We start from the raw sequence: 20,078 nt of genomic DNA, 5'->3' as shown, positions 1-20,078 counted from the left end.
TTTTTAGAATAACTTTCCATTCTGATCAAAATATAGAATTTTATTTCTAACGCTTTTTAGTAAAAAAATATTTTTAGCTCCTATTAGCGAAATGAAATATTTGATAATTAAAATCGGACAGAGATAATTGAAACCTTTTATTGCAGCTACTTCTTTAACGCGCTGGCGAAAAATACTTAGCCTTAATTTTGCGAAATCATTTAAACAGCAATCGCGCATACAAAATAAGAGTTTTTCTTTAACATCTGATTCCAAACTAGCTTCGGTATAAAGAAATTTATACATTTGAAAAAACTCTTGCTCTGCGATTTCTGTTTGTGTAGCTCCCTTGGCTTGTGAGTGTTGTCTAAAATTAGCTACTATCTCAGGAATAAATTTGAACTTATAATTTGCTAATGCTAACCGCCAAAAAAATTCATAATCCATAATATGTTCTTTAGTTTCATCAATAAAATTACCATTTTGGAATATCTGCCTTGTAAAGAAAGTTGACTGATTTAATATACATTGCCAAGGGATCATATTTTTGAAATCAAATTGGCTTATTTGAGCAGTAAAGATGATGTTTCCACTTGCATCAATATAGTTGGCGTTTCCGTAAAAAACATCAGCTTCATCAAAAATAGCTAAAGCCTGTGCAGCATATAGAAAGGCTTTGGGGAGATAATAATCATCTGAGTTCTGCCATCCAACTAAATTACCCGTAGCTCTGTGGAAACCTTTATTCAGAGCATTTGACTGACCGCCGTCGGGTTCGCTGATCCAATAGGATAGGTACTGTTCATATTTATTAATAATCTCAACTGAATTATCAGTACTGCCACCATCAATGATGATGTACTCAAGATTTGAATAACCTTGCAGCAATACTGAACGGATAGTTTCCTCAATAAACTGTCCCTGGTTATAGCTAGGAGTAACTATACTAATGCGTGGCCACTCAGAACTATCAGGCATTTTATCTGGCAATGGTTCTGTCTGTTCTGTCCAAGGCCAGCCAGTTCTACCTTCAGGTGGTGTAGGTAAATCTTTTAATGTCAAACCAGTGTTAACAATTGCCATTTTCTTTAATGAATTCTCTCTAGTGAATGTATAAATATAGAGCGTAGGCGTAGCCCGCACTTCGGCAAGCTCAGTGACCATCGTAGATATCGCTGCATTTAAAAAATTGCGATTATATTTTATTCAGGAAATAGGAATTAGGCGATCGCTCGACTATATTTTACTCATGCGATCACAAATATCCACTTGAAGATGTACAAACTCTGTAATTATACTTGAGAAGTATAGCCGTAGCTCATCGTATAAATAGCCTATTGCAAATCTGGCGATCGCTCTCAAGACTGTTTTATCTAGAGAGTGATCGCAGTATGATACAGTACGACAACCAGAACATTTGCCTTTCAATCAGAGGATATTCTTGAAGTGCGATCGCTTAGGTGTCTACTATGTGTTGCATCCAAATGAGAACTGCTATAAAAATTTCTGTTAGTGACTTGCTAATTGACCACTAGGGATAATGCTGTTGCATTTTCCGTAAATCCTTATAGTAGCAAATGTGATCACCTTCAGGGTTTTTATATACATATTTATATTGCAACTTTATGATGAAAACTTATCTAAATTACAGTCCAGTAGAAGTTTTTGGCAACCAATTTTCGTCTAATACCTGTTCTAAACTGGCAATAGGACTCATTGGCAAAGTATCGAGAGAGAGTGCTGTTACATCAGCTACAATTTCTCTCGCATCCTGATAACATTCTTCAAATATATCTTCTAAATAAGGTCTAAGACTAGGACTTACTTTCAGCAACTTTTTGATTTGTTTACGGAAGGCTCGAATCTCGCCTTTCCAGTGATTGGAATTATCTTGATATTCTGATTTCCAATATTCTATCTTGAGCAGATGTTCAAGGAGTCGGCTTAATAAGCTCTCTAAAGCTCGCTTTTGACTCCCACTCAAGTCTTTGATCTCCTCAATCAAATTTTCCCAGTCTATTGTCTCAAATTGCTTCAATTCTAATTGCTGGACAGTTGTCTCGACCCAAAGGCAAAAGTCTTGGTTGTATAATTTCTCAGTTGTGGATTGGGTTAGCATAACTTTTCCTTTTCCCCTTAGTCACTGCCTTTTTTCAGTATAGTGCTTTAATGGCGATCGCTCCTCAAGGTTGGGATTATAGCTTTCACGCCCTAGTGATAAAATTTTCACCTCAAAAAGACCAAATGATCAATTAGCAAATTAGACTAACGGCTTTACTTTTAATTTGGCCTTCTTCAATCTTTTCCTTGAGTTCATTATCTGTATATATACCTTCCAAAGCTTCTAATGCTGCTTTTTTAAGCGCTGTATCAAAGGCATCAGTTAAAATTTCCTTTAATTCTTCTTCATTGGCATAACATCCACCTGATTTTCTCCGTTTATTAACCCTTTTAATTTCTTTGCTGGCATTATAAATAGAAAACTCCCAATAACGGGTACTGCGTTTTTCAGCCTCTTGCTTAATTAAATGCAACAACAAAATTACCGCATAGCTATAAATCTTATTTAATTTATCTTCCCTTGACATTTCTTCAAGTTCATCTACAACTTCTAAAGCTTTCTCATATTGCTTTTCTTCAATAAGTTGACGTAACAATAATAATTCTTCCATAATCGACTGTTTTTTTATAACTGCCTAATACCTATTTTAATCTCAGCAAGGTTTTATTCATTATCAGTTGACTTTAGGTTCATTTTTAATCAATTGCTCTCTCAAAATTATCTGTAGTATTACACAAAAACTGATGATTCAAAATTTAAAAATAGAGTGTTGTTTTCATTATCCAATAAGGTTCTTGCTGGCTCTGAAAGCTTTATGGGGTCTATTGACCACCAAATTAATGTATGAGTGTCTAAAAGAAAATTCATCACTCACCCATCCAAAATTCATCTGGTAAAGGCTGATTAAAATCGTCACTAATCCAACCCATACCTTCATGCAATCCAGCAACGCGCCGCTTTTTTCGGTTCTGACTAGGTTGGGATTGGGCGTGTTTCTGAGCTAGAAATTCAACAAAATTTGCCACCATCTGTTGTTGCTCTGGTGGTAGAGTTTGGAGTTGGGCAATTAATGTCTCAGTTATATCCCGTGTTTGGGAAGTCATCTCAACTGTCCAAATTAGCACCTCTTATATTTTAGAGCAATTTTGAACAGCCCAATACTGTTTAGGGCTGTAATACAGTACCACAAGCAGAACATTTGCCTTTCACTTAAAAGCGTAGGCGTTGGCGTAGCCTCTCGTAGAGAAGCCGGCCGTTCGCGCAGCGCGATGCCCTGAGCTTGCCGAAGGGTCTCGTAGAGAAGGGTCTCGTAGAGAAGGCATCGCCTGCCAATCAAGTTACAAATCATCTGGATCAACACCGAGCGATCGCAATCTTTCTGCTAATCGTTCTGCCCGTTGACTCTGGTGTTCGGCTCGTTCCTCCGGTGTGGCAATCCAATTACCTGTAGCATCGTACCAACGCAGCCATAAACCTTCTGTTTGCTGATAACTCCCGCTCCATACCCCTAAGCCTAATTCCAGTTCTGTTAACCAAAACTTTTGTTCTGGAACTTCTACTGGTTGATATCGTGTTGCGGTTAATTGAAACACTCGCAATTGATTTTGATAGCGGTCAAAGACGATATAGTAAGGAATTCGCAAACTCTGTTCATACACCAACCATTTTGTTGGCGGCTTGTTGGCATCCCTGAATGTTTGTCCTAAATCTTCGGCTTCTGTACCGGGTGAGAGTAATTCAACTACTAAAAATGGGGCAATTCCCTCTTGCCAAACAACATAGCTCAGGCGCATATCTTGTTGTTGTTGGGCACGAGATGCACCTAATACCAAAAACCAATCTGGTCTTTTATGCCACAATCGATGACGGGCATCGTAATACAGATTTAAATCTGTGCCAATAAACATTTCCCCAGTTGGGTAATTTGGCGGTTTACAGGTTTCGCGTAATAATTGGGGTTGAAAGTCGTGGAATTCGTCCGGCAAACCAGGCTCCTCTGGGTCTTCACTAGGAAGATCATACATTGTCGGCATGGTTTCCCTTGGTGGACGAGGATGCATCTGTTCCGGTAAGTCCATATCTAAAGGTTCTTCACTGGGCAGATCATACATTGTCGGCAGGACTTGGCTGGGCGGTAAGGGTGGATCTGTTTGGTACATAGCTTCGTTTTTCAACAAAATTGGCTAAAGTTATTCCTGTTTCTGCTGATGCCTCCCGACGAGCAGCTTACTACTTGTATTTTATAAGAGCGATCGCCCCATTCCAAGTATTGCGATCGCTCGTCAGTTTTGACTCATGCGATCGCAATTATCCACTTCGTGATGCACAAACCCTTTGCAGCCTGAGCTAGAAAGCTTTAGTTCTAGCAATTTCCAAAAAACGGTATCCAAATGCTTTAACTTCTTCCCTATTTCTTGCCTGAGCTAAGATTTCTTCCTCATAATTAGATCCAGGTTTGAGTTTTTCCCACCATTCAGCAATTAAATCTGCTAGTTGCTGAGGGGAGTGTCGATCAAAAAATGCACTTCCTGGTGGGTCTTGCTCTAAGTGAACTGGAAAATCTGAGAGAATCATTTTCTTGCCAAGACAACGAGCATCTTCTACAACCGTACTCCAACCTTCAAATAGAGAAGGCTGAATCACAGCAAGCGAACGACGCATAAGTTGAATTTGGTCAATTCTTGGAATTAGACCTAGTAGATAAACTTGGTTTACTAAACCACAAGTATGAATAGTTTGTAAAATAGTATCTATGTAATCAGGCTTGCGATAATCATAAATATGACCTGTAAATACAACTATTGGATAGATAGAACTGGCTTTTAGTATTTTTAGAGCTTCTAAGACAATCAAATGATTTTTATGCTGCCAAAATTGATTGCTAATTATGAAAAATCTATCAGGGAGATGGTATTTACTCTGCAAATTAACCGAATTCAATTCATACCAAATTGAAGGTAAGGAAGTTCTAAATTGTAATACTTCTGTTTGACATTCTGAATTTGGAAAAAACTTTTTAAAGTCTGCTGCTGCTGTTTTGCTACTTAATACAACTCTTGAACTTGAATTGGCTATTTTAGCAAATCCTCTATCACGTTCATCAATATCAGGCTGTGTAAATAAATGAGGTAAATACTTGTGTTGGAAGTCGTAAATCCAAGGACATCCTTGATAAGAGGCATTTTCAGCATCAGGGACTAAATAAGGATAAATAAAATTCAATTTATTTTTTATCAAAAAATGTGATAATCGAGGATCTGATTGTTTAAAAAATACCCTCTTGACCTTCCATTTCAAGCGGTTGATAAATGTAAAATAACCTAATTCTGTTTCTAAGTTGTAAGTACCATTTAAATAAGGGTTTAATTGATTTTGAATATCAGGCTCAAAAGATTGCCCATAATATAGTAGGCAAATTTCAAAGGTTGAACGTTCTTCATCAGGAAGACTAGATAATGCCAAGATCAGATTTTTGATATACTCAGTACCACCTATCCAACCACGTCCCCCTTGCATTATCAAACCAATTCGTAGAGGTTGATTCATACACCTACCAGTTCAGCACGACACCAGTTGACAAAAGTCTTAACTCCCCGTTCTAACTCAACAGTTGGAGTAAAGCCTATCGATTTCAGCTTAGAAATATCCGCTTGCCAATTGAGAGGATTACCTGTGGGGACAACACCATCAAATTGCATCTGACAATTTTGCTCTAGTGACTCAAGCACCATCGTTGCTAGTTCAGAAATTGTTACCTCTCTACCTGTGCCTAGATTATATATTTCCCCTTCCATTGGTGCAGATTCGACAACTACGCTTAATGCTCTAGCAATATCTAAAGCATGGATAAAATCACGGCTTTCTTGACCTGTACCTTGCAATAATAAAGAACTTTGAGTAATTGCTTTTTGGCAAATATCCCAGAGAACCTGACGACGTAATCCAGGGCCATAAGCAGAGAAAATTCTCAAACTGGCTGTTGGTAAACCATAAATTTTTGTGAATTCTAGGCACAGTTGCTCACACATCAGTTTATGAAAGCCATAAGGTGAAATAGGAGCGACTGTTTGTGTTTCCCTCACAGGGAATGACTCAGGATTCCCGTAAACTGCTGCGCTAGAGAGAAAGATAAATTTACATTTGGGAGAATTAATACGCAGTGCATTAAGGAGTTCAAAGGTAACTATTGAGTTTGTATAAAAGTCTGATGCTGGTTCAGAGACAGATAAGCCTACAGAAGCCCTACCAGCACAATGAATACAAATTGAGGGAGAACGTTCCTGGAGTATTTCATGTAAATCTGAATTTGGTAATTTAAGACAATAATATTTTGTCAAATTGGCTAAAGGTGCATTCTCTGGAGGAGAAGTGCCAATCCCAATGACAGACCAGCCTTGCTCTGAGAAATAACGGGCAATATACCGGCCAAGAAAACCAGTGACACCTGTAATTAGAGCTAATTTATGAATTTTACTCACTCAATCTCCACTAATGGCAAAGAATAAAGAATTTTTTGCTCTTCCTCTAATGATGGATAAAGAAGATTCCCTTTCTCATCCCGCAACTCTCGAAACTGACCTACTACATATCCAGCAACTTGGGTTAATATTTTTGCTGTCAAAATCAAAATTTTGTAAGTGTCTATTTTCAATTCTTCCTAGAGCTTCTTGAAGTTTATGCATAGTTAATCTTAATTTATTTTGCTGATTCTCAATATTATTTAATTGATGAAACTTGAATCGTAGCGTATTGATAATATTCATGGCTTTTAAAATTAGTTCAAAATAGATTTAATGATTTGGTATTTTCCGTCAATGCGTAAGTACTATTATCTTCTTCAATTGGAATTTCATTTTTATTAACTTTGGCTTCATTTTTACAACAAATAAACCATTTTCCTACAGAAATATCATCATTCCAGTAGGAATCAATCACATACACATTTGGGTATGACAAATAAAACTTGTCCAGCCACCAATCTACCGAGTTGTTATGATAGCTCTGTAATCTTTTTATCCATCCCTCATCTTTCCCACTTCTTGATACTGGAAGCATATGAAAAGATGCAATTTCTGTAACCCTATAAGATTCGGAAATAAATTCTGAAATTCCTGTATTGGTGAAATGTTCTAAAGAACCTATTGAATAAGAATATTTAAAGAAATTATCAGAGTAATTTGTGCTAGTAGTATTACCTACTTTGAGATGATTGCTTGATATACCACGTTCTATAGCTTTACTAATGACAAAATCAGATATATCAATTCCATACACTTCAATATTTGGAAATTTAGAAATAATTTCTATAGTTTTACCTGTACCACAAGCGATATCTAAAACTCTGCCCTCACAAGTTGCCATAAGAAACTGAATTTCAGACCAAACATTGCCCTCACCCCATGTTTCAAGGATGTTTGCCATCTCAGTATTCCAGTACATATCCAAGTCTTGATGATCAGTATTAAGACTTGTAGGAGATAATAACAAAGAGTTTTTGGGCGAATTAAACGAAGCTCTAGAAGCTTTCAAGTATGCTAAGAAATTCCAAAGAATAGGAGGGCAAAATTGTTTAACAATGTTATTCATACAAATAGTTACCTTAGAAATAATTATTAATTTACTGCTGGGCAAACTTCCTTCCAGGGAAAATTCACTAGTATAACTCCAAAAGCAGCACCACTATATATAGTCAGATCACTTCCTGTTTCTTCTATTTCAAAACTAATTAAAGAAGAATAATGTGATAAAACTTCAACCTTTGGAATATGTGCGCCAGTATCAACACTATAAGTATCAGATACAAGTAATGTACCTGGAAATTCAATTTCCGCAATACAAGTACCTTCTCTAACTTCAGTTGTTTGATATTGATACTGCTAGCAGTTTGTATTGCATAAATCTGTTAACTATTTAAAATACGCATTGTTAGATTTTTTACTTATTACATAGGAAAGAATATAACCTACCCGGAAAATCGCAGCCATGAGAAAGTTTCTGTCTGTAAAATCTTTGAACAGTTGGAACTTTTATCAAAATTGACGCAACTATTACTCCTAGCTTTTTTTCTAATGACTTGTATAGCCAACTTCTCACATCAGCATTAGATGTGGGGAAGTGATTGACAATATTATCGAAAGGAGCAAAAGTTCTTATATTCTTAAAAGGAGCTTTTTGCATTGCTGAAATATAATTTTGTAAAGTATGTGCATTTTCGCCTCCATGTAGCTTATGTAAAATGTGATTTCCTAAGAATTCTTGAAGTTGTTTTTCATCAGTAATAACATGCTCTCTAGTTGCGAAAAGGATGCCATTGGATTGCAGTACTCTCGAACATTCAGCCAGCCCTTCATACAAATCAGAGAAGTGATGGAGTGCTTGACGAGCATAGACAATATCAAATGTTGAGTCTGGAAATGGTAAAGCTTCAGAAAAGGCTTGAACAGTCGAGATAGATCCACTTTGAACTACAGAACCTAGTCTTTCGGTAGCTCTAAGACCTACATCTTCGCTGTTGTCAGGATCTACAGCAACAACATCATGCCCTATGGAAGCAAAGGCAAAAGAAGCAATTCCATTTCCACAACCTAGATCGAGTATTTTAAATTTCTTGGATGAATTACTTAGTTGTAAGGTATTTTTCACCTCTGTAAATTCATCACTAGATGCAAAACGCTGTGCGGATATGAGATTGTCTACATCAAGGTAGCAGAGTTTAACCAACTCAGCATATTCTGCTTGACTCCGCATCCAGTTCACAGATTCTTCATACGTGTGCATAAGCATAATTACTTCAATTACAAGGGATGTAAATTAGATATTTTTTGCCAATAAACCTGTTTCTGAAGAGAAGCTTTTTGAGCATTTTTAATTAACCTCTATAAGGGGTAGTGAAGTAAGCAGTTGTTGTTTTTCTTGAAGAGAAAGAAAATTAAGGTTTCCGTCTTCATCACGAGATTCTCTGAATTGACCTGCAACATAGCCTTCTTCTAAACTCAATTCTTTAATACAATCTGACATTAAGTCTTTACGCACAAAGAAAGCGTTATTCCCAGCAGTGTTACATCCAACAAATGCATAACCTTTCTTTTGTGCTAGTAAGTAGAGTGCTTTAAGTGATGCCCCAAAATAAATACTAGAATAATGAGCTTGTGTACGCACAAATTTATCATTATAAGGTATAGTTACAGATTTATCCTTGCCAAATATAAAGTTGTATTCAGTAACAACGATGGCAGGATTAATTACATTAATTGACTGCCAAATCCAGTAATCATTTCCATCTATATCAATAGACAGAATTCCTATTTCTCCTTTTATGCCATTTTCCGCGATGAGTTTATTAATATTATCTTTATCAATAAAGGCTTGAACAGCTTTTAAATTATGCTGCCAATATATCGAATCTTTCTTGATATAGCTAATATTTTCAGTACTTCCATCAATAACCAAGCCTGCCCAATTTTCTTTTACTAGCAGAAATCTTGTATTAGATTCGATATAATTCTCAACTCCAAATTCGATAAATATCTTATTAGGTATCTCAATATGTCTTAAAAGCATCTGAAGAATGCCATCTTCTCCCCATTGTGAAAATACTCGAAATTCATTGTCTTTCAATTCAAATTTATCTAGAGATTGTAATTGTCGAGATTCAATCCTACCTAAAGCTTCTTGAACTTTTACAAGCCTACTTTGAATCGAGATAACCTGATTAAATATATGATGTAGTAAATTAAATCTTTCTTTAATTTTAGTCAAAATATTCATAGCTATGCTTTATTTAAAATTTACAGCTAATTCTTTCCAAGGAAAATCGACAAGTACTACTCCAATAGCGAAACCTTTGTACCGAGCCATACGGCTGCCCGTTTCTTCAACCTCAAAACTCATAAGAGACTGATAAAGAGATAAAATTTCAACGTTTGGAATATGCGCTGCTACATCAATACTATAAGAGCCAGGTGCTAGGAATAGAGAAGGAATCTCAATCTCTGCTAGGTAACTTCCTATCACAAGCTCAGAAGACAAATGAAATGACCTATCAATAGTAAAAATGGGAATTCCAGAAGAGTTAATCACTTTAAAAGTAACTTCTAAACCATTAAAATTTTGTGTAACTTCATACTCAAGGCTAATTTTAATTGGATCTCGTACATCAAAAACGTAATTGACATTTCCTTCTGTATTTAGAAAAGAAACTCGCTTAAACGAAAATCGTTGATTTTGAGATTGCTTTGTAAGAATTACCTCTCCAGAATGCTCGACACCATAGGTTAAATACTTACTGGTTATCTGCTCTACATTCCCATCTAAATTAACCTGACCATTAACTAGCCAAATAGCTCTCTGACACAGGGTTGTCACTGTAGCCATGTTGTGGCTAACAAAAATAACTGTACGTCCTTCCTTTCCTACATCCTCCATCTTCCCCAAACACTTCTTCTGAAACGCTGCATCCCCCACCGCTAACACTTCATCCACAATCAAAATTTCCGGTTCTAAATGCGCCGCCACCGCAAACGCCAACCGCACATACATACCCGATGAATACCGCTTAACTGGCGTATCTAAAAACTTTTCTACCTCAGCAAACGCCACAATCTCATCAAACTTGCGCTTAATATCTACCTTGCCCATCCCCAGAATTGCACCATTAAGATAGATATTCTCTCTACCAGTCAACTCTGGATGAAAGCCTGTACCCACCTCCAACAAACTAGCAACTCTTCCCTTAATTTTGATGCTTCCTGTTGTCGGTTCAGTAATCCGGCTGAGAATTTTTAATAGTGTAGATTTTCCCGCACCATTGCGCCCAATAATTCCAACTCTGTCACCCTGTTTAATCTCAAACGATACATCTTTCAGCGCCCAAAACTCCTCCTGAGAATTTTGGATTTTGGATTTTGGATTTTGGATTAGATTACCAAAGGACTTAACTTTATTAGCAATCACATCGCGCAGTGCAGTGTAACGTTCTTGCTGTTGATGCCCAATAATATATTTTTTACCTAAATTTTCAACTTGAATAACAGTGTCAGACATTAGCTTTTCAATTATCAGTAGGTATAAGTCCGCAGCGATGAGGAACGACAAAGCGATCGCACTCATTGCTACCCTTCGGGAAGCTCCTTCGCATTTATGAATGATTTAGGATTGCGATCGTTTAGCCTCCACCATCATTTGCACCACCTGCTTCATCTTGTATTTTGCCTGCCATCCCAGCTTGTCCTTCGCCTTAACTGGATTACCTCTACCCACTGCTAAATCTGTAGGTCGCAGCAGGCTATTATCGATCACAACATGGTTACGCCAATCTAAATTCACAGATGCAAATGCTGCTGCGACAAATTCCTCTAATGAACTGCTCTCTCCCGTAGCAATTACATAATCATCCGGCTGTGACTGTTTCAGCATCAAATACATCGCTTCTACATATTCCGGTGCCCAACCCCAGTCACGCTGAATTTGCATATTTCCTAAATAAAGCTGCTCAGTGCTACCTTCAGCAATGCGACAAGCAGCCGCAACAATCTTTTGAGTCACAAATCTTTCTGGTCGCAAGGGAGATTCATGATTAAATAGAATCCCAGAACAGGCAAACAAACCATAAGCTTCCCGGTAGTTAGCAACTTCCCAAAAAGCAGCAGCTTTAGCCACAGCATAAGGGCTTCTGGGGCGGAATGGCGTTGTTTCATTAGCAGCAGTTTGGCCAGTATCCCCAAAACATTCACTAGAACCAGCATTATAGAGTTTGATTGGCACACCTAAAAAGCGAATAGCTTCTAATAAATTCAGAGTCCCAGTAGTGATACTTTCTAAAGTTTCTACTGGTTGTTCAAAAGACAAACCAACTGAACTTTGTCCTGCCAAATTGTAGATTTCATCTGGCTGGATTTTTGTCAGCACTTGCAATACACTGCGAAAGTCATTCAGAGCCATTGACTCTAACTTCACTTGGTCACGGATAGCTAAGTTAACCAAATTTTGGAAAGAGGAAATCTGGGCATCTCGTGAACTACCACAAACGCTATAACCTTGATTAAGAAGTAACTGTGCCAGGTAAGCTCCATCCTGACCGGATATTCCACAAATGAGAGCTTTCTTCATCAGTTTATTTTAGAGGATGTTTTAAAAGTATTGGGCAAATATAACGGGAGCATCTCAGTGAAAGCAAATTACTAAATGAGAAACAAGATTATTGCTCCCTCTCCTTACCAAGAAGAGGGTTGGGGTGAGGTTTTACAAGGCTTTTTACACTCATTGAGATGCTCTCAATATAACTTTAAATCACATCTGCAAAAGTCCGTTCCACCTTACGAAAATACCAAATGCCACTGATGAATAGCAAAACTACTAATCCCAAAGATAGCAAAAAACCTGAGAGGTATAACTTTGACTCACCCCCTAAAATCGCCCAACGGAAACCATCAATTACTCCTACTATCGGGTTGAGGGAGTATAACAACCGCCATTTTTCTGGAACAACACTGCTGCTAAATCCCACTGGCGAAATATACAAACCAAATTGCACAATAAACGGCACAATGTAACGAAAATCTCGATACTTGACATTTAGAGAAGCAAACCATAATCCCGCCCCCATTGAAGCAGCAAAAGCAATAACAATAAATAGTGGTAGTGTCAGAATTCGCCAACTGGGGACAAAGTTATACCAAGCCATTAACCCCAATAAAATCATCCCGGAAATCAGGAAGTCTACGAAGCTAACTACTACTGCACTTGTCGGTACAATTAAGCGGGGAAAATACACCTTTGAGATTAAGTTAGCATTGCCAATCAAACTATTGCTGCACTCCGAGAGTGAGTTGGCGAAGAATTGCCAAGGCAACATCGCTGAAAAAACTAGAATTGGATAAGGCACACCCTGGGAAGGCAACTTTGCCAATTGTCCAAACACAATTGTAAAAACTACCATAGTCAAAAACGGACGAATCAGTGCCCAAGCAATACCGATCGCAGTTTGCTTATACCGCACCAAAATATCACGCCAAGCAAGAAAATAGAATAATTCTCTATATCGCCATATGTCTTTCCAATACTGCCGATCTGTGCCTCCAGCTTCAATCACTAACTCCTGTTGAGAGACAATTTTTGGATCACTCATAATTATTGATTGAAGATTAATATATTTAACAAAATGGCGCTAATAACACTTAACTCACAAACTGGAAACCTTTAAGACCTTGATAACCAACATATCTGGCACTCTTACGCGTAAACTCCCCAACAGAAGGGTTCCCAAAAGCATCAATCACTCCGCTTACTTGCTGCCATAGTTCTTGTGGTGCTAGCGAAATTTCATAACTACGATCGCTACACTTGTGGATATGATACCAAGTTGTTTGCTGACACTCGTCACACCAAAAAGCTTCTAACCATTCCCCTTCTATAGGCACTGCGGTTTGGTTCGCTACTAACATCAACGCATTCCGCCGACTCATGCCTCGTTGCTGTAATTGACCTGCTTGGTCTGCAAACATTTTATATTTCTGACTGACGCTATCGATATAGCAGCTATGAATGGGGCAATAAATAGCCCGTCGCTGGGAACGTTTCCGATTTCGGTCACACCTTTTCTGCAATTCCACCTCCTGTATAGACAACAACTATGAGCAAGGAAGGCTATGTTGGAGGGACTGAGATCAATAAGACCATCGAAGCCCAACTCCTAAAAAAATACTCCAAAAATATGCAATTAATTCCAATATACTTACTAGATATCGTTTTGAGATATGGTTATTATCTGATCAGATAATAGTGCCTGCTGCAAGACATTTAAGTATTGTTGAGAGATAACTTTCGGTGTAAAGTGCGACGATCGCAAATAGTGGCGACCTGCTTTGCCCATTTGTTCTCCTATTTGTGGATCTCGATTCAGAAAGCGAATAAATTGCGCTAGACCTTGACCATCTCCATTATCAAATGTCCCACCACAGTTGGCTTCAGCCATTAGTTGTCTGAGATATGAAATCTGTGAGCAAATTACTGCTATTGGTCGCCCAGAGGCTAAAGCTGAATAAAATTTGCTGGGAACAACTAAACCCTCTGTAGTTGCATCCACACTCACTAGTGATAGATCGCAAGCTGTTAAAGAATAAGGTAACACTTGTTGATCTTGATAAGGTAAAAACGTAAAATTGTTCAGCCCTAACCGATTTACTTCCGTGATTAATTCTTCGCGTTTGGCACCACCACCAATGCAGACAAACTGAATTGGCTCATCTTGTAGTTGCTTTGCAGCTTCCAATATGGTGTCCATGTCATGGCAGCGACCCATATTGCCAGAATAAAGTACGGTAAATTTGTTAACTAAATTATACTTCCAAGCAAACCAGTTTTCTTGTTTGGCAATCGGCACGATCGCTTCTGGGTTAGCCCAACTATGAATTATAGAAATCTTATCAGCTACTTCGGGACAATGCGCTAATACCTGTTCTTTCATCACCGGACTAAGTACTATAATCCCCTTGGCTTTTAGCCAAACCTGTTTGTTGATCCCACGCCACAAGCGTACTAGCCAGTGACGCTTGGAAATTACACCTAGTGCGATCGCAATATCAGGGTATAGATCGTAGAGTACACACACATAGGGCAATCGGAACAATAAATAAGCCAGATATCCGATAACTGGCAAAAATGGAGGAGCTGTAGTTATTAGTAATATATTGTTACGACGCCAAGCTCTCAGCAGATAGAGCATAGCACGTAAAGTATATAGTATTCCATTAACAGCTTTACCACGAATTCTTCCCGTCCAGATTTGGGCAGTGCGCGATCGCTGAATTCTGATTTGGTCAGCCCATTCAACTGCTGGTGCTGTATGAGAGCTAAACGCATATCCTGGCTGACTTGTAAAGACTTCAATATCCACGCCTTGCTTCCTTAACTGTTTCACTAGTTCTTCGATCAACTGCCCTGTCGCAGCATAATCTGGAGGAAAAAATTGGGTCAGCACAGATAATTTAATTGATTTTTGAGTTTTTACAGAAGCTTTATTCCTTGCATCTAACTCAGGAGAAATCGATGGCAATAATTGTTGATTAATCCATTCATTAAGTTCATTAAGTCTCATCAGCTATGCTCCTAGTCTAGAGTAGAAAAATGCTTGTTTATTCCTTCAACCTTTGAAAGATTCAAGCTATATATTCAAGTCTCCCTGAGGGGAACGAGTTAAAGCAAAAAACCTCATCTCTCTTTAGGACTGAGATGCTTTACCAACAAAGAATAAAGGCGTCAGTCATCACAACAAAGCCCTGGATTTTGTCCGACACTTCGACAGGCTCAGTGCGTCGCTGGCGGATACCGCAAGCGTCTGAATAAAGGGGTTTAAGACCGCCACTAAATCTGCATATTTAGTGGTCAACAATAAAGTGGTGGGCTTGAATACCCCACTGATAACGCAGCGGTAATGAGTCCGCGAACGTCTTCATTCTGACTCCTGACTTCTAAATTCTTCTTAGGACACTACGAACCCTGTGGCAAGGCTTTTCTACGAAAACCTACCTAAACTAGAATAATAATGATACACAAATTACTGTTTAAACATCTTTAAAGAGATTTAAAGATATATCATTGAGTTTGATTTTTTACGTGTAACATCTGTTACGCCCCACCTTATCATGTTTTAATTCTAAAGACCAAAAGCTCATCAAAACTTTATATTTAAAAAGATATTCTAGCAAAATCTTTATAAAACCAACATTTTTCAGACTTATGCACTGTCTAATTTTATTAGTATATTTATACTATTTATCACGAATATAGGGCGTTTCAGGCTTTTCTCAATCATCCTTTGATCAGTCGCTCAGGCATAGCCCAAGCCTGTTATCGCTGAAAAAACGTCAAAAAATCAAGTTTGAATCGATAAAACTCGTATTGGATATTTGGTATTTTTTGTCAATGTTGAAATTCTATTGTTATACTTTGAGCAAGCAGATACCAAGCAGATACTCAAAGCTATATTTAGTACTTATACACTACGTACTACACTCAAGAACAAATACCGAGCTTTGATCATAGAGAGTATCAAACACATTTTATATTTAGTATATATTAATACTTATATTCCAACTACCTAACCGAAACTTTCAAAAGCCTTTCCACTGCTCCTGTTCAGTGCATAACCAAATATTAAACACATGATCGAGAATTATCCTTCTCAAAACTCAAATTCTAATGGTAGTCATAATGTGCCTCCATTTCCTCAAAATCAACCTGTTCGCTGGGCTGAAGAACAAGAAGACGACTGGAGCTTTCAAGAATTTCTAAGTATTTTACGGCGGCGATCGCTACTCATCACAAGTGTAACGATTGCTGTGATGACACTTGTAGTAATTAACTTGGTGGTAAACCAGAAGCCTCCAGAATATGAAGGCAGTTTTAAACTATTAGTAGAACCTGTAAATGATGACCCCAAAGTTGTGGATGTTGTCAAAGACTTTAATGCACAACAGTCTAGTCTAGATTATGAAAGCCAAATTCAGGTTCTTAAGAGTCCTGAACTGATGAAAAACACTGTTAAACAGTTGCAAGTCTACTATCCAGAAATCGACTATTATTCTCTTATCAAATCTCTGAAGATTAATCGCTTAGAAGAAACAAAGATTATAGAATTTCGTTATCAAAGTAGCAATCCAAAGCAGACTCAAGTTGTATTAGAGCGAATAGCACAGAATTACTTAGACTATAGTCAAGAAAGGAAGCAAACCAAGTTACATCAGGGCCTTCAGTTTGTTGAAAAACAACTGCCATTTATCCAAAATCGTGTCGATCAGATCCAAAAAGAATTACAACTATTTCGGCAAAAGTACAGTTTTAACGACCCAGAAACCCAAGTAGCACAAATTGCTTTACAAACTGCTGAATTCTCTCGACAAAAACAAGCAATTGATCTACAGTTAGCCCAAGTTCGTGCTAATTTTGCTATCCTACAAGGAAGAAATGGAGCAACAACAATACTGAATTATGCTCCTTTATATCAACAATTGATTATTCAAATACGTCAACTTGATGTTCAGATTGCTACAGAATCAACTCGTTTGCAAGAAGACAATCCCAGTATGCAAACATTGAAAGATCAACGAGCTAGTCTTTTACCTTTGCTACGTCAAGAGTCAGAGCGCCTATTGGGTGTAAAGTTTGCCGAAGTAGCGACACAGTATCAGACCTTAGAAGTACAAAGCCAAGAACTTGCCAAAATAGAACGGAAATTTGCACAACGACGCAACCAACTGCCAGTTTTAGCACGACAGTACACTGAATTACAGCGCAAATTACAAATCGCCACTGAAAGTTTAAACCGCTTTCTATCAACTCACGAAAATCTCCAAATTGAAATATCCCAAGCGGATATTGGCTGGCAATTACTTCAAAGACCAACTACCCTAGATATTCCTATTGATGCCTTTTCTAGCCAACGCAATTTTATACTGGGATTGGTTGCAAGCATCCTCGCAGCAATTGGTGTTGTCTTACTTGTAGAAAAGCTAGATAATACCTACCATACTGTTGATGAACTGAAAAAGAAGCTCAAACAACCATTGTTAGGAAATATTCCTTTTGAAAAGGAAATTGACACTAAGAAAAAGCGCACTTTTAATCAAAAAAGTCCCTTAGCAAATATCCAAAGCTCTTCTTCTCAGGCAACTGCTAGGTTGGCTGTTTTACTAGATAAAGAGTATGGTGACCCATCTACCCACTTTTCAGAAGCGCTACGGGTACTTTATACCAATATTCAACTACTCAGTTCCGATCGCCCAATGCGCTCTATAGTTATTAGTTCAGCTATGAGTGGTGATGGGAAGTCTACGGTTGCCTTGCATCTAGCTCAAATAGCTACAGCAATGGGGCAACGAGTTCTACTGGTAGATGCTGATCTTCGTAAACCCACAATTCACAACCTATCAGGTTTAAATAATCTATGGGGATTAAGTAATTTAATTTCTACAAACTTGCCAGTGGGAGAAGTAATCCGACAACTACCTTCCATGAACCAATTATCTGTAATCACTTCTGGACCAATACCACCCGATCCGACAAAGTTGCTCTCATCTCAAAAAATGAAGCAACTAATGGCAGATTTGCATAACACTTTTGACCTAGTGATTTATGATGTCCCTCCTTTGGTGGGATTAGCCGATGCTAGCCTGATAGTACCCCACACTGATGGGCTTTTGATAGTAGTCAGAATTCAAAAAACAAATTCCTCAATGCTAAAAGCAGCTTTAGATAACCTGAAAATTTCTCGGTTGAATATATTAGGCATAGTTGGTAATGCTCAGAAAAGTACCAACAATAGTTATTATTATTATTATTAGGAAATCAATAGTCGCGTCAGCACTACCATTAGCTAACTATAACCAAAGTGCCATCTTTATTACCATAGGGGTGAAAAATCAAATATTTCGCCAGGGCAGTTGTCTTTGTGGTGAATATTCAAAGCACGGAGTTACAGGATGAACGATACTCAAAAACTACTTGCAATTCAACAAGAGCTTGAGCAAATTGGTGAGAGGTTAGGAGCGATTTTTACAATAGATCATCCTCAATTTAATGATGTCTTTGAAGACATTGGCGCTGCTGGATACTATATCCAAGAAGCTGGTTATCGTCTGAATGCTGCGATAAAAACAGTAAAAGATGATGGACAAACTGAAGATGAATCAACCAATTAGTCAGTTGCGATCGCCAGGATACTAGACAAGCTAAGTAGAAATAAACTTGCTGCGTGGTGGCGAACCCATGCCAATCTTGGGTAATCAAATTAAGTCAGACTATCGGATTTTGGTAAGTCACAGTGAATCTCGCCCCAAGGCAGAATTATATCCTTTTGGACTGCAAGAGCAGATTCCAGCTTTTTTTTTACCCATACGTCGGGGTGATACAGAACCATTCGTAGACTTACAAATATTGCTACACGGTGTATACGAACGCGCCGGATTTGATTTGGCTATAGACTACAATCGTGAACCAGTTCTGCCCCTTGGAGAAGTTGATGCAGCTTGGGTATATGAGTTGTTAAAAGAGCAGGGATTACGTTAAGTTTGGGTTGATTTGTTTTCTTAGCCATTGACGAAATGCTCTCAGCGTTGGACTTCTACCTAAAGTTCGGCTCTGTTCGACAAACCGGGGAATTACTTCATCAATAGGAAAGTTGGGAAAAGTAGGGCTAATTTCAGATTTAATATATTTGCCATTCCGAAGAATATTAATTTCTAGCTTGCCATCTTCATATCGCCACAGTTCAGGAACTCCTAATGCTTCGTAAGCATCTAGTTGAGTTTTGGAAGTAACATCAATTTCAATTGCTAAATCAGGTGGCGGATCAATTGTCAAGTCTATTCGCTCTTTACCAATCATTTGAGCATGATTTTGAATGTAGAAAGAGTCATCAGGCTCTACACCAAAAGCCATATCTTCACGTTTAAAGGTGGTTGAGCCAAATGTTTCACAGTCAATCTCTAACTCCTCCAGCAGAATTTTCACCAAATCCCCAATGATGACTTTGGCTTTCTCATGCTTCGGTAACGGCATTCTCATCTCCAAAGTTCCGTTGCTGTAAGCCAATCGAACGGCTCGATGGTTGCCAAGTTCTTCTAAAATCGCGTCAAATTCTTGCCAGCTAACATCGTGGAGTATTATTCTATGTCCCGGCGGAACACTTAATTGTCGCAATTGAAGTGTTACCATTATTCTTCACCTAATCGTACTTGTATTTTACCTTCATCACATATAAAACTCATATTTGATTTTTGAAAGAAAATATTACATAGCGACTGTTTTAAAAGTCAAGCGTTCGCTTTGTTTGTGGAGATTTATAAAGGCGATGCCTACGGTGGTCACTGAAGCTTGCCGTTCGCGCAGCGCGATGCCCTGAGCTTGCCGAAGGGTCTCGTAGAGAAGTGCGGGCTACGCCTACGCACCTGTGTACTTGACGCGGTGGTACCCAAACACGACTTTGGAGTACCCAAACACGACTTTGGAGTACCCAAACACGACTTTGGAGTACCCAAACACG

At 38.2% G+C, this 20,078-nt stretch carries 22 protein-coding genes; 4 read left to right on the top strand and 18 right to left on the bottom strand.

What is annotated here, in order from left to right; genetic code table 11:
* Positions 1–3: 3 nt before the first annotated feature.
* The 5 genes from HWQ38_RS08715 to HWQ38_RS08695 form a co-directional block, all read right to left on the bottom strand.
* Positions 4–1,143, bottom strand: a complete 1,140-nt coding sequence (locus tag HWQ38_RS08715) for a glycosyltransferase family 2 protein (protein ID WP_292792315.1) — start codon at positions 1,141–1,143, stop codon at positions 4–6.
* Positions 1,144–1,624: 481 nt separating this feature from the next.
* Positions 1,625–2,098, bottom strand: coding sequence for a DUF29 domain-containing protein (locus tag HWQ38_RS08710; RefSeq protein ID WP_292792313.1), 474 nt, complete (start codon positions 2,096–2,098; stop codon positions 1,625–1,627).
* Positions 2,099–2,231: 133 nt separating this feature from the next.
* Positions 2,232–2,651 (bottom strand): DUF29 family protein, encoded by a 420-nt coding sequence (locus HWQ38_RS08705; RefSeq protein WP_292792311.1) that lies wholly within the window; start codon positions 2,649–2,651, stop codon positions 2,232–2,234.
* A 256-nt stretch (positions 2,652–2,907) separates the two neighbouring features.
* A complete protein-coding gene (locus HWQ38_RS08700) occupies positions 2,908–3,144 on the bottom strand; it encodes a DUF2281 domain-containing protein (protein ID WP_292792309.1) in 237 nt (78 codons plus the stop codon).
* Positions 3,145–3,378: 234 nt separating this feature from the next.
* Positions 3,379–4,200, bottom strand: coding sequence for a Uma2 family endonuclease (locus HWQ38_RS08695; RefSeq protein WP_292792307.1), 822 nt, complete (start codon positions 4,198–4,200; stop codon positions 3,379–3,381).
* Between the two features lie 20 nt (positions 4,201–4,220).
* Between HWQ38_RS08695 and HWQ38_RS08690 the strand changes: the two genes are divergently transcribed.
* Positions 4,221–4,391 (top strand): hypothetical protein, encoded by a 171-nt coding sequence (locus tag HWQ38_RS08690; RefSeq protein WP_292792305.1) that lies wholly within the window; start codon positions 4,221–4,223, stop codon positions 4,389–4,391.
* On the opposite strand, the gene HWQ38_RS08685 is transcribed toward HWQ38_RS08690, so the two are convergent.
* From HWQ38_RS08685 to HWQ38_RS08635, 11 genes are all read right to left on the bottom strand, one after another.
* Positions 4,388–5,587, bottom strand: a complete 1,200-nt coding sequence (locus HWQ38_RS08685; protein WP_292792303.1) for a glycosyltransferase — start codon at positions 5,585–5,587, stop codon at positions 4,388–4,390. The two genes, HWQ38_RS08690 and HWQ38_RS08685, sit on opposite strands and share 4 nt — an antisense overlap.
* Complete coding sequence (locus HWQ38_RS08680) at positions 5,584–6,519, bottom strand: NAD(P)-dependent oxidoreductase (protein WP_292792301.1); 936 nt, start codon at positions 6,517–6,519, stop codon at positions 5,584–5,586. The genes HWQ38_RS08685 and HWQ38_RS08680 overlap by 4 nt, the downstream gene beginning before the upstream one ends.
* Positions 6,516–6,662: a hypothetical protein gene (locus HWQ38_RS08675; RefSeq protein WP_292792299.1), complete on the bottom strand. Its 147-nt coding sequence runs from the start codon at positions 6,660–6,662 to the stop codon at positions 6,516–6,518. Before HWQ38_RS08675 ends, HWQ38_RS08680 begins: the two co-directional genes overlap by 4 nt.
* A 158-nt stretch (positions 6,663–6,820) precedes the next feature.
* Complete coding sequence (locus HWQ38_RS08670; RefSeq protein ID WP_292792297.1) at positions 6,821–7,627, bottom strand: class I SAM-dependent methyltransferase; 807 nt, start codon at positions 7,625–7,627, stop codon at positions 6,821–6,823.
* A gap of 348 nt (positions 7,628–7,975) precedes the next feature.
* The gene (locus tag HWQ38_RS08665; RefSeq protein WP_292792295.1) at positions 7,976–8,824 is read right to left on the bottom strand and encodes a methyltransferase domain-containing protein; all 849 of its coding nucleotides are present in this window, start codon (positions 8,822–8,824) and stop codon (positions 7,976–7,978) included.
* A gap of 81 nt (positions 8,825–8,905) precedes the next feature.
* Positions 8,906–9,808, bottom strand: a complete 903-nt coding sequence (locus tag HWQ38_RS08660) for a hypothetical protein (protein ID WP_292792293.1) — start codon at positions 9,806–9,808, stop codon at positions 8,906–8,908.
* A gap of 9 nt (positions 9,809–9,817) precedes the next feature.
* Complete coding sequence (locus HWQ38_RS08655) at positions 9,818–11,083, bottom strand: ABC transporter ATP-binding protein (RefSeq protein WP_292792291.1); 1,266 nt, start codon at positions 11,081–11,083, stop codon at positions 9,818–9,820.
* Positions 11,084–11,188: 105 nt separating this feature from the next.
* The gene (locus HWQ38_RS08650; protein WP_292792289.1) at positions 11,189–12,148 is read right to left on the bottom strand and encodes a GDP-mannose 4,6-dehydratase; all 960 of its coding nucleotides are present in this window, start codon (positions 12,146–12,148) and stop codon (positions 11,189–11,191) included.
* A gap of 175 nt (positions 12,149–12,323) precedes the next feature.
* Positions 12,324–13,166, bottom strand: a complete 843-nt coding sequence (locus HWQ38_RS08645) for an ABC transporter permease (protein WP_292792287.1) — start codon at positions 13,164–13,166, stop codon at positions 12,324–12,326.
* Positions 13,167–13,215: 49 nt separating this feature from the next.
* Positions 13,216–13,644 (bottom strand): hypothetical protein, encoded by a 429-nt coding sequence (locus tag HWQ38_RS08640; protein ID WP_292792285.1) that lies wholly within the window; start codon positions 13,642–13,644, stop codon positions 13,216–13,218.
* A 131-nt stretch (positions 13,645–13,775) separates the two neighbouring features.
* Entirely contained in the window at positions 13,776–15,134 is a 1,359-nt protein-coding gene (locus HWQ38_RS08635) for a glycosyltransferase family 4 protein (protein ID WP_292792283.1), read from the bottom strand.
* A 1,066-nt stretch (positions 15,135–16,200) separates the two neighbouring features.
* On the opposite strand from HWQ38_RS08635, the gene HWQ38_RS08630 reads away from it, so the two are divergent.
* The 3 genes from HWQ38_RS08630 to HWQ38_RS08620 all read left to right on the top strand — a co-directional run bounded on the left by HWQ38_RS08630 (position 16,201) and on the right by HWQ38_RS08620 (position 19,102).
* Positions 16,201–18,378: a polysaccharide biosynthesis tyrosine autokinase gene (locus HWQ38_RS08630; protein WP_292792281.1), complete on the top strand. Its 2,178-nt coding sequence runs from the start codon at positions 16,201–16,203 to the stop codon at positions 18,376–18,378.
* Between the two features lie 138 nt (positions 18,379–18,516).
* Positions 18,517–18,735, top strand: coding sequence for a hypothetical protein (locus HWQ38_RS08625; RefSeq protein ID WP_292792279.1), 219 nt, complete (start codon positions 18,517–18,519; stop codon positions 18,733–18,735).
* 46 nt (positions 18,736–18,781) lie between these two features.
* A complete protein-coding gene (locus HWQ38_RS08620; RefSeq protein ID WP_292792277.1) occupies positions 18,782–19,102 on the top strand; it encodes a DUF4058 family protein in 321 nt (106 codons plus the stop codon).
* Here the strand turns inward: HWQ38_RS08620 and HWQ38_RS08615 are convergent.
* Both HWQ38_RS08615 and HWQ38_RS08610 read right to left on the bottom strand, forming a co-directional pair.
* Positions 19,094–19,750 carry a Uma2 family endonuclease gene (locus tag HWQ38_RS08615; protein WP_292792275.1) on the bottom strand — a complete coding sequence of 219 codons (657 nt, stop codon included), beginning with the start codon at positions 19,748–19,750 and terminating at the stop codon, positions 19,094–19,096. The two genes, HWQ38_RS08620 and HWQ38_RS08615, sit on opposite strands and share 9 nt — an antisense overlap.
* A gap of 91 nt (positions 19,751–19,841) precedes the next feature.
* Positions 19,842–20,078 (bottom strand): hypothetical protein (locus HWQ38_RS08610; protein ID WP_292792273.1); only part of this gene is annotated, 237 nt, incomplete at its 5' end.

Source organism: Nostoc sp. NMS7 (assembly GCF_017115085.1).
In the GTDB taxonomy this organism is placed as follows: Bacteria; Cyanobacteriota; Cyanobacteriia; order Cyanobacteriales; family Nostocaceae; genus Nostoc.
The sequence above is the reverse complement of the archived record's forward strand: the minus strand, read 5'-3'. Positions and strand labels throughout refer to the sequence as shown.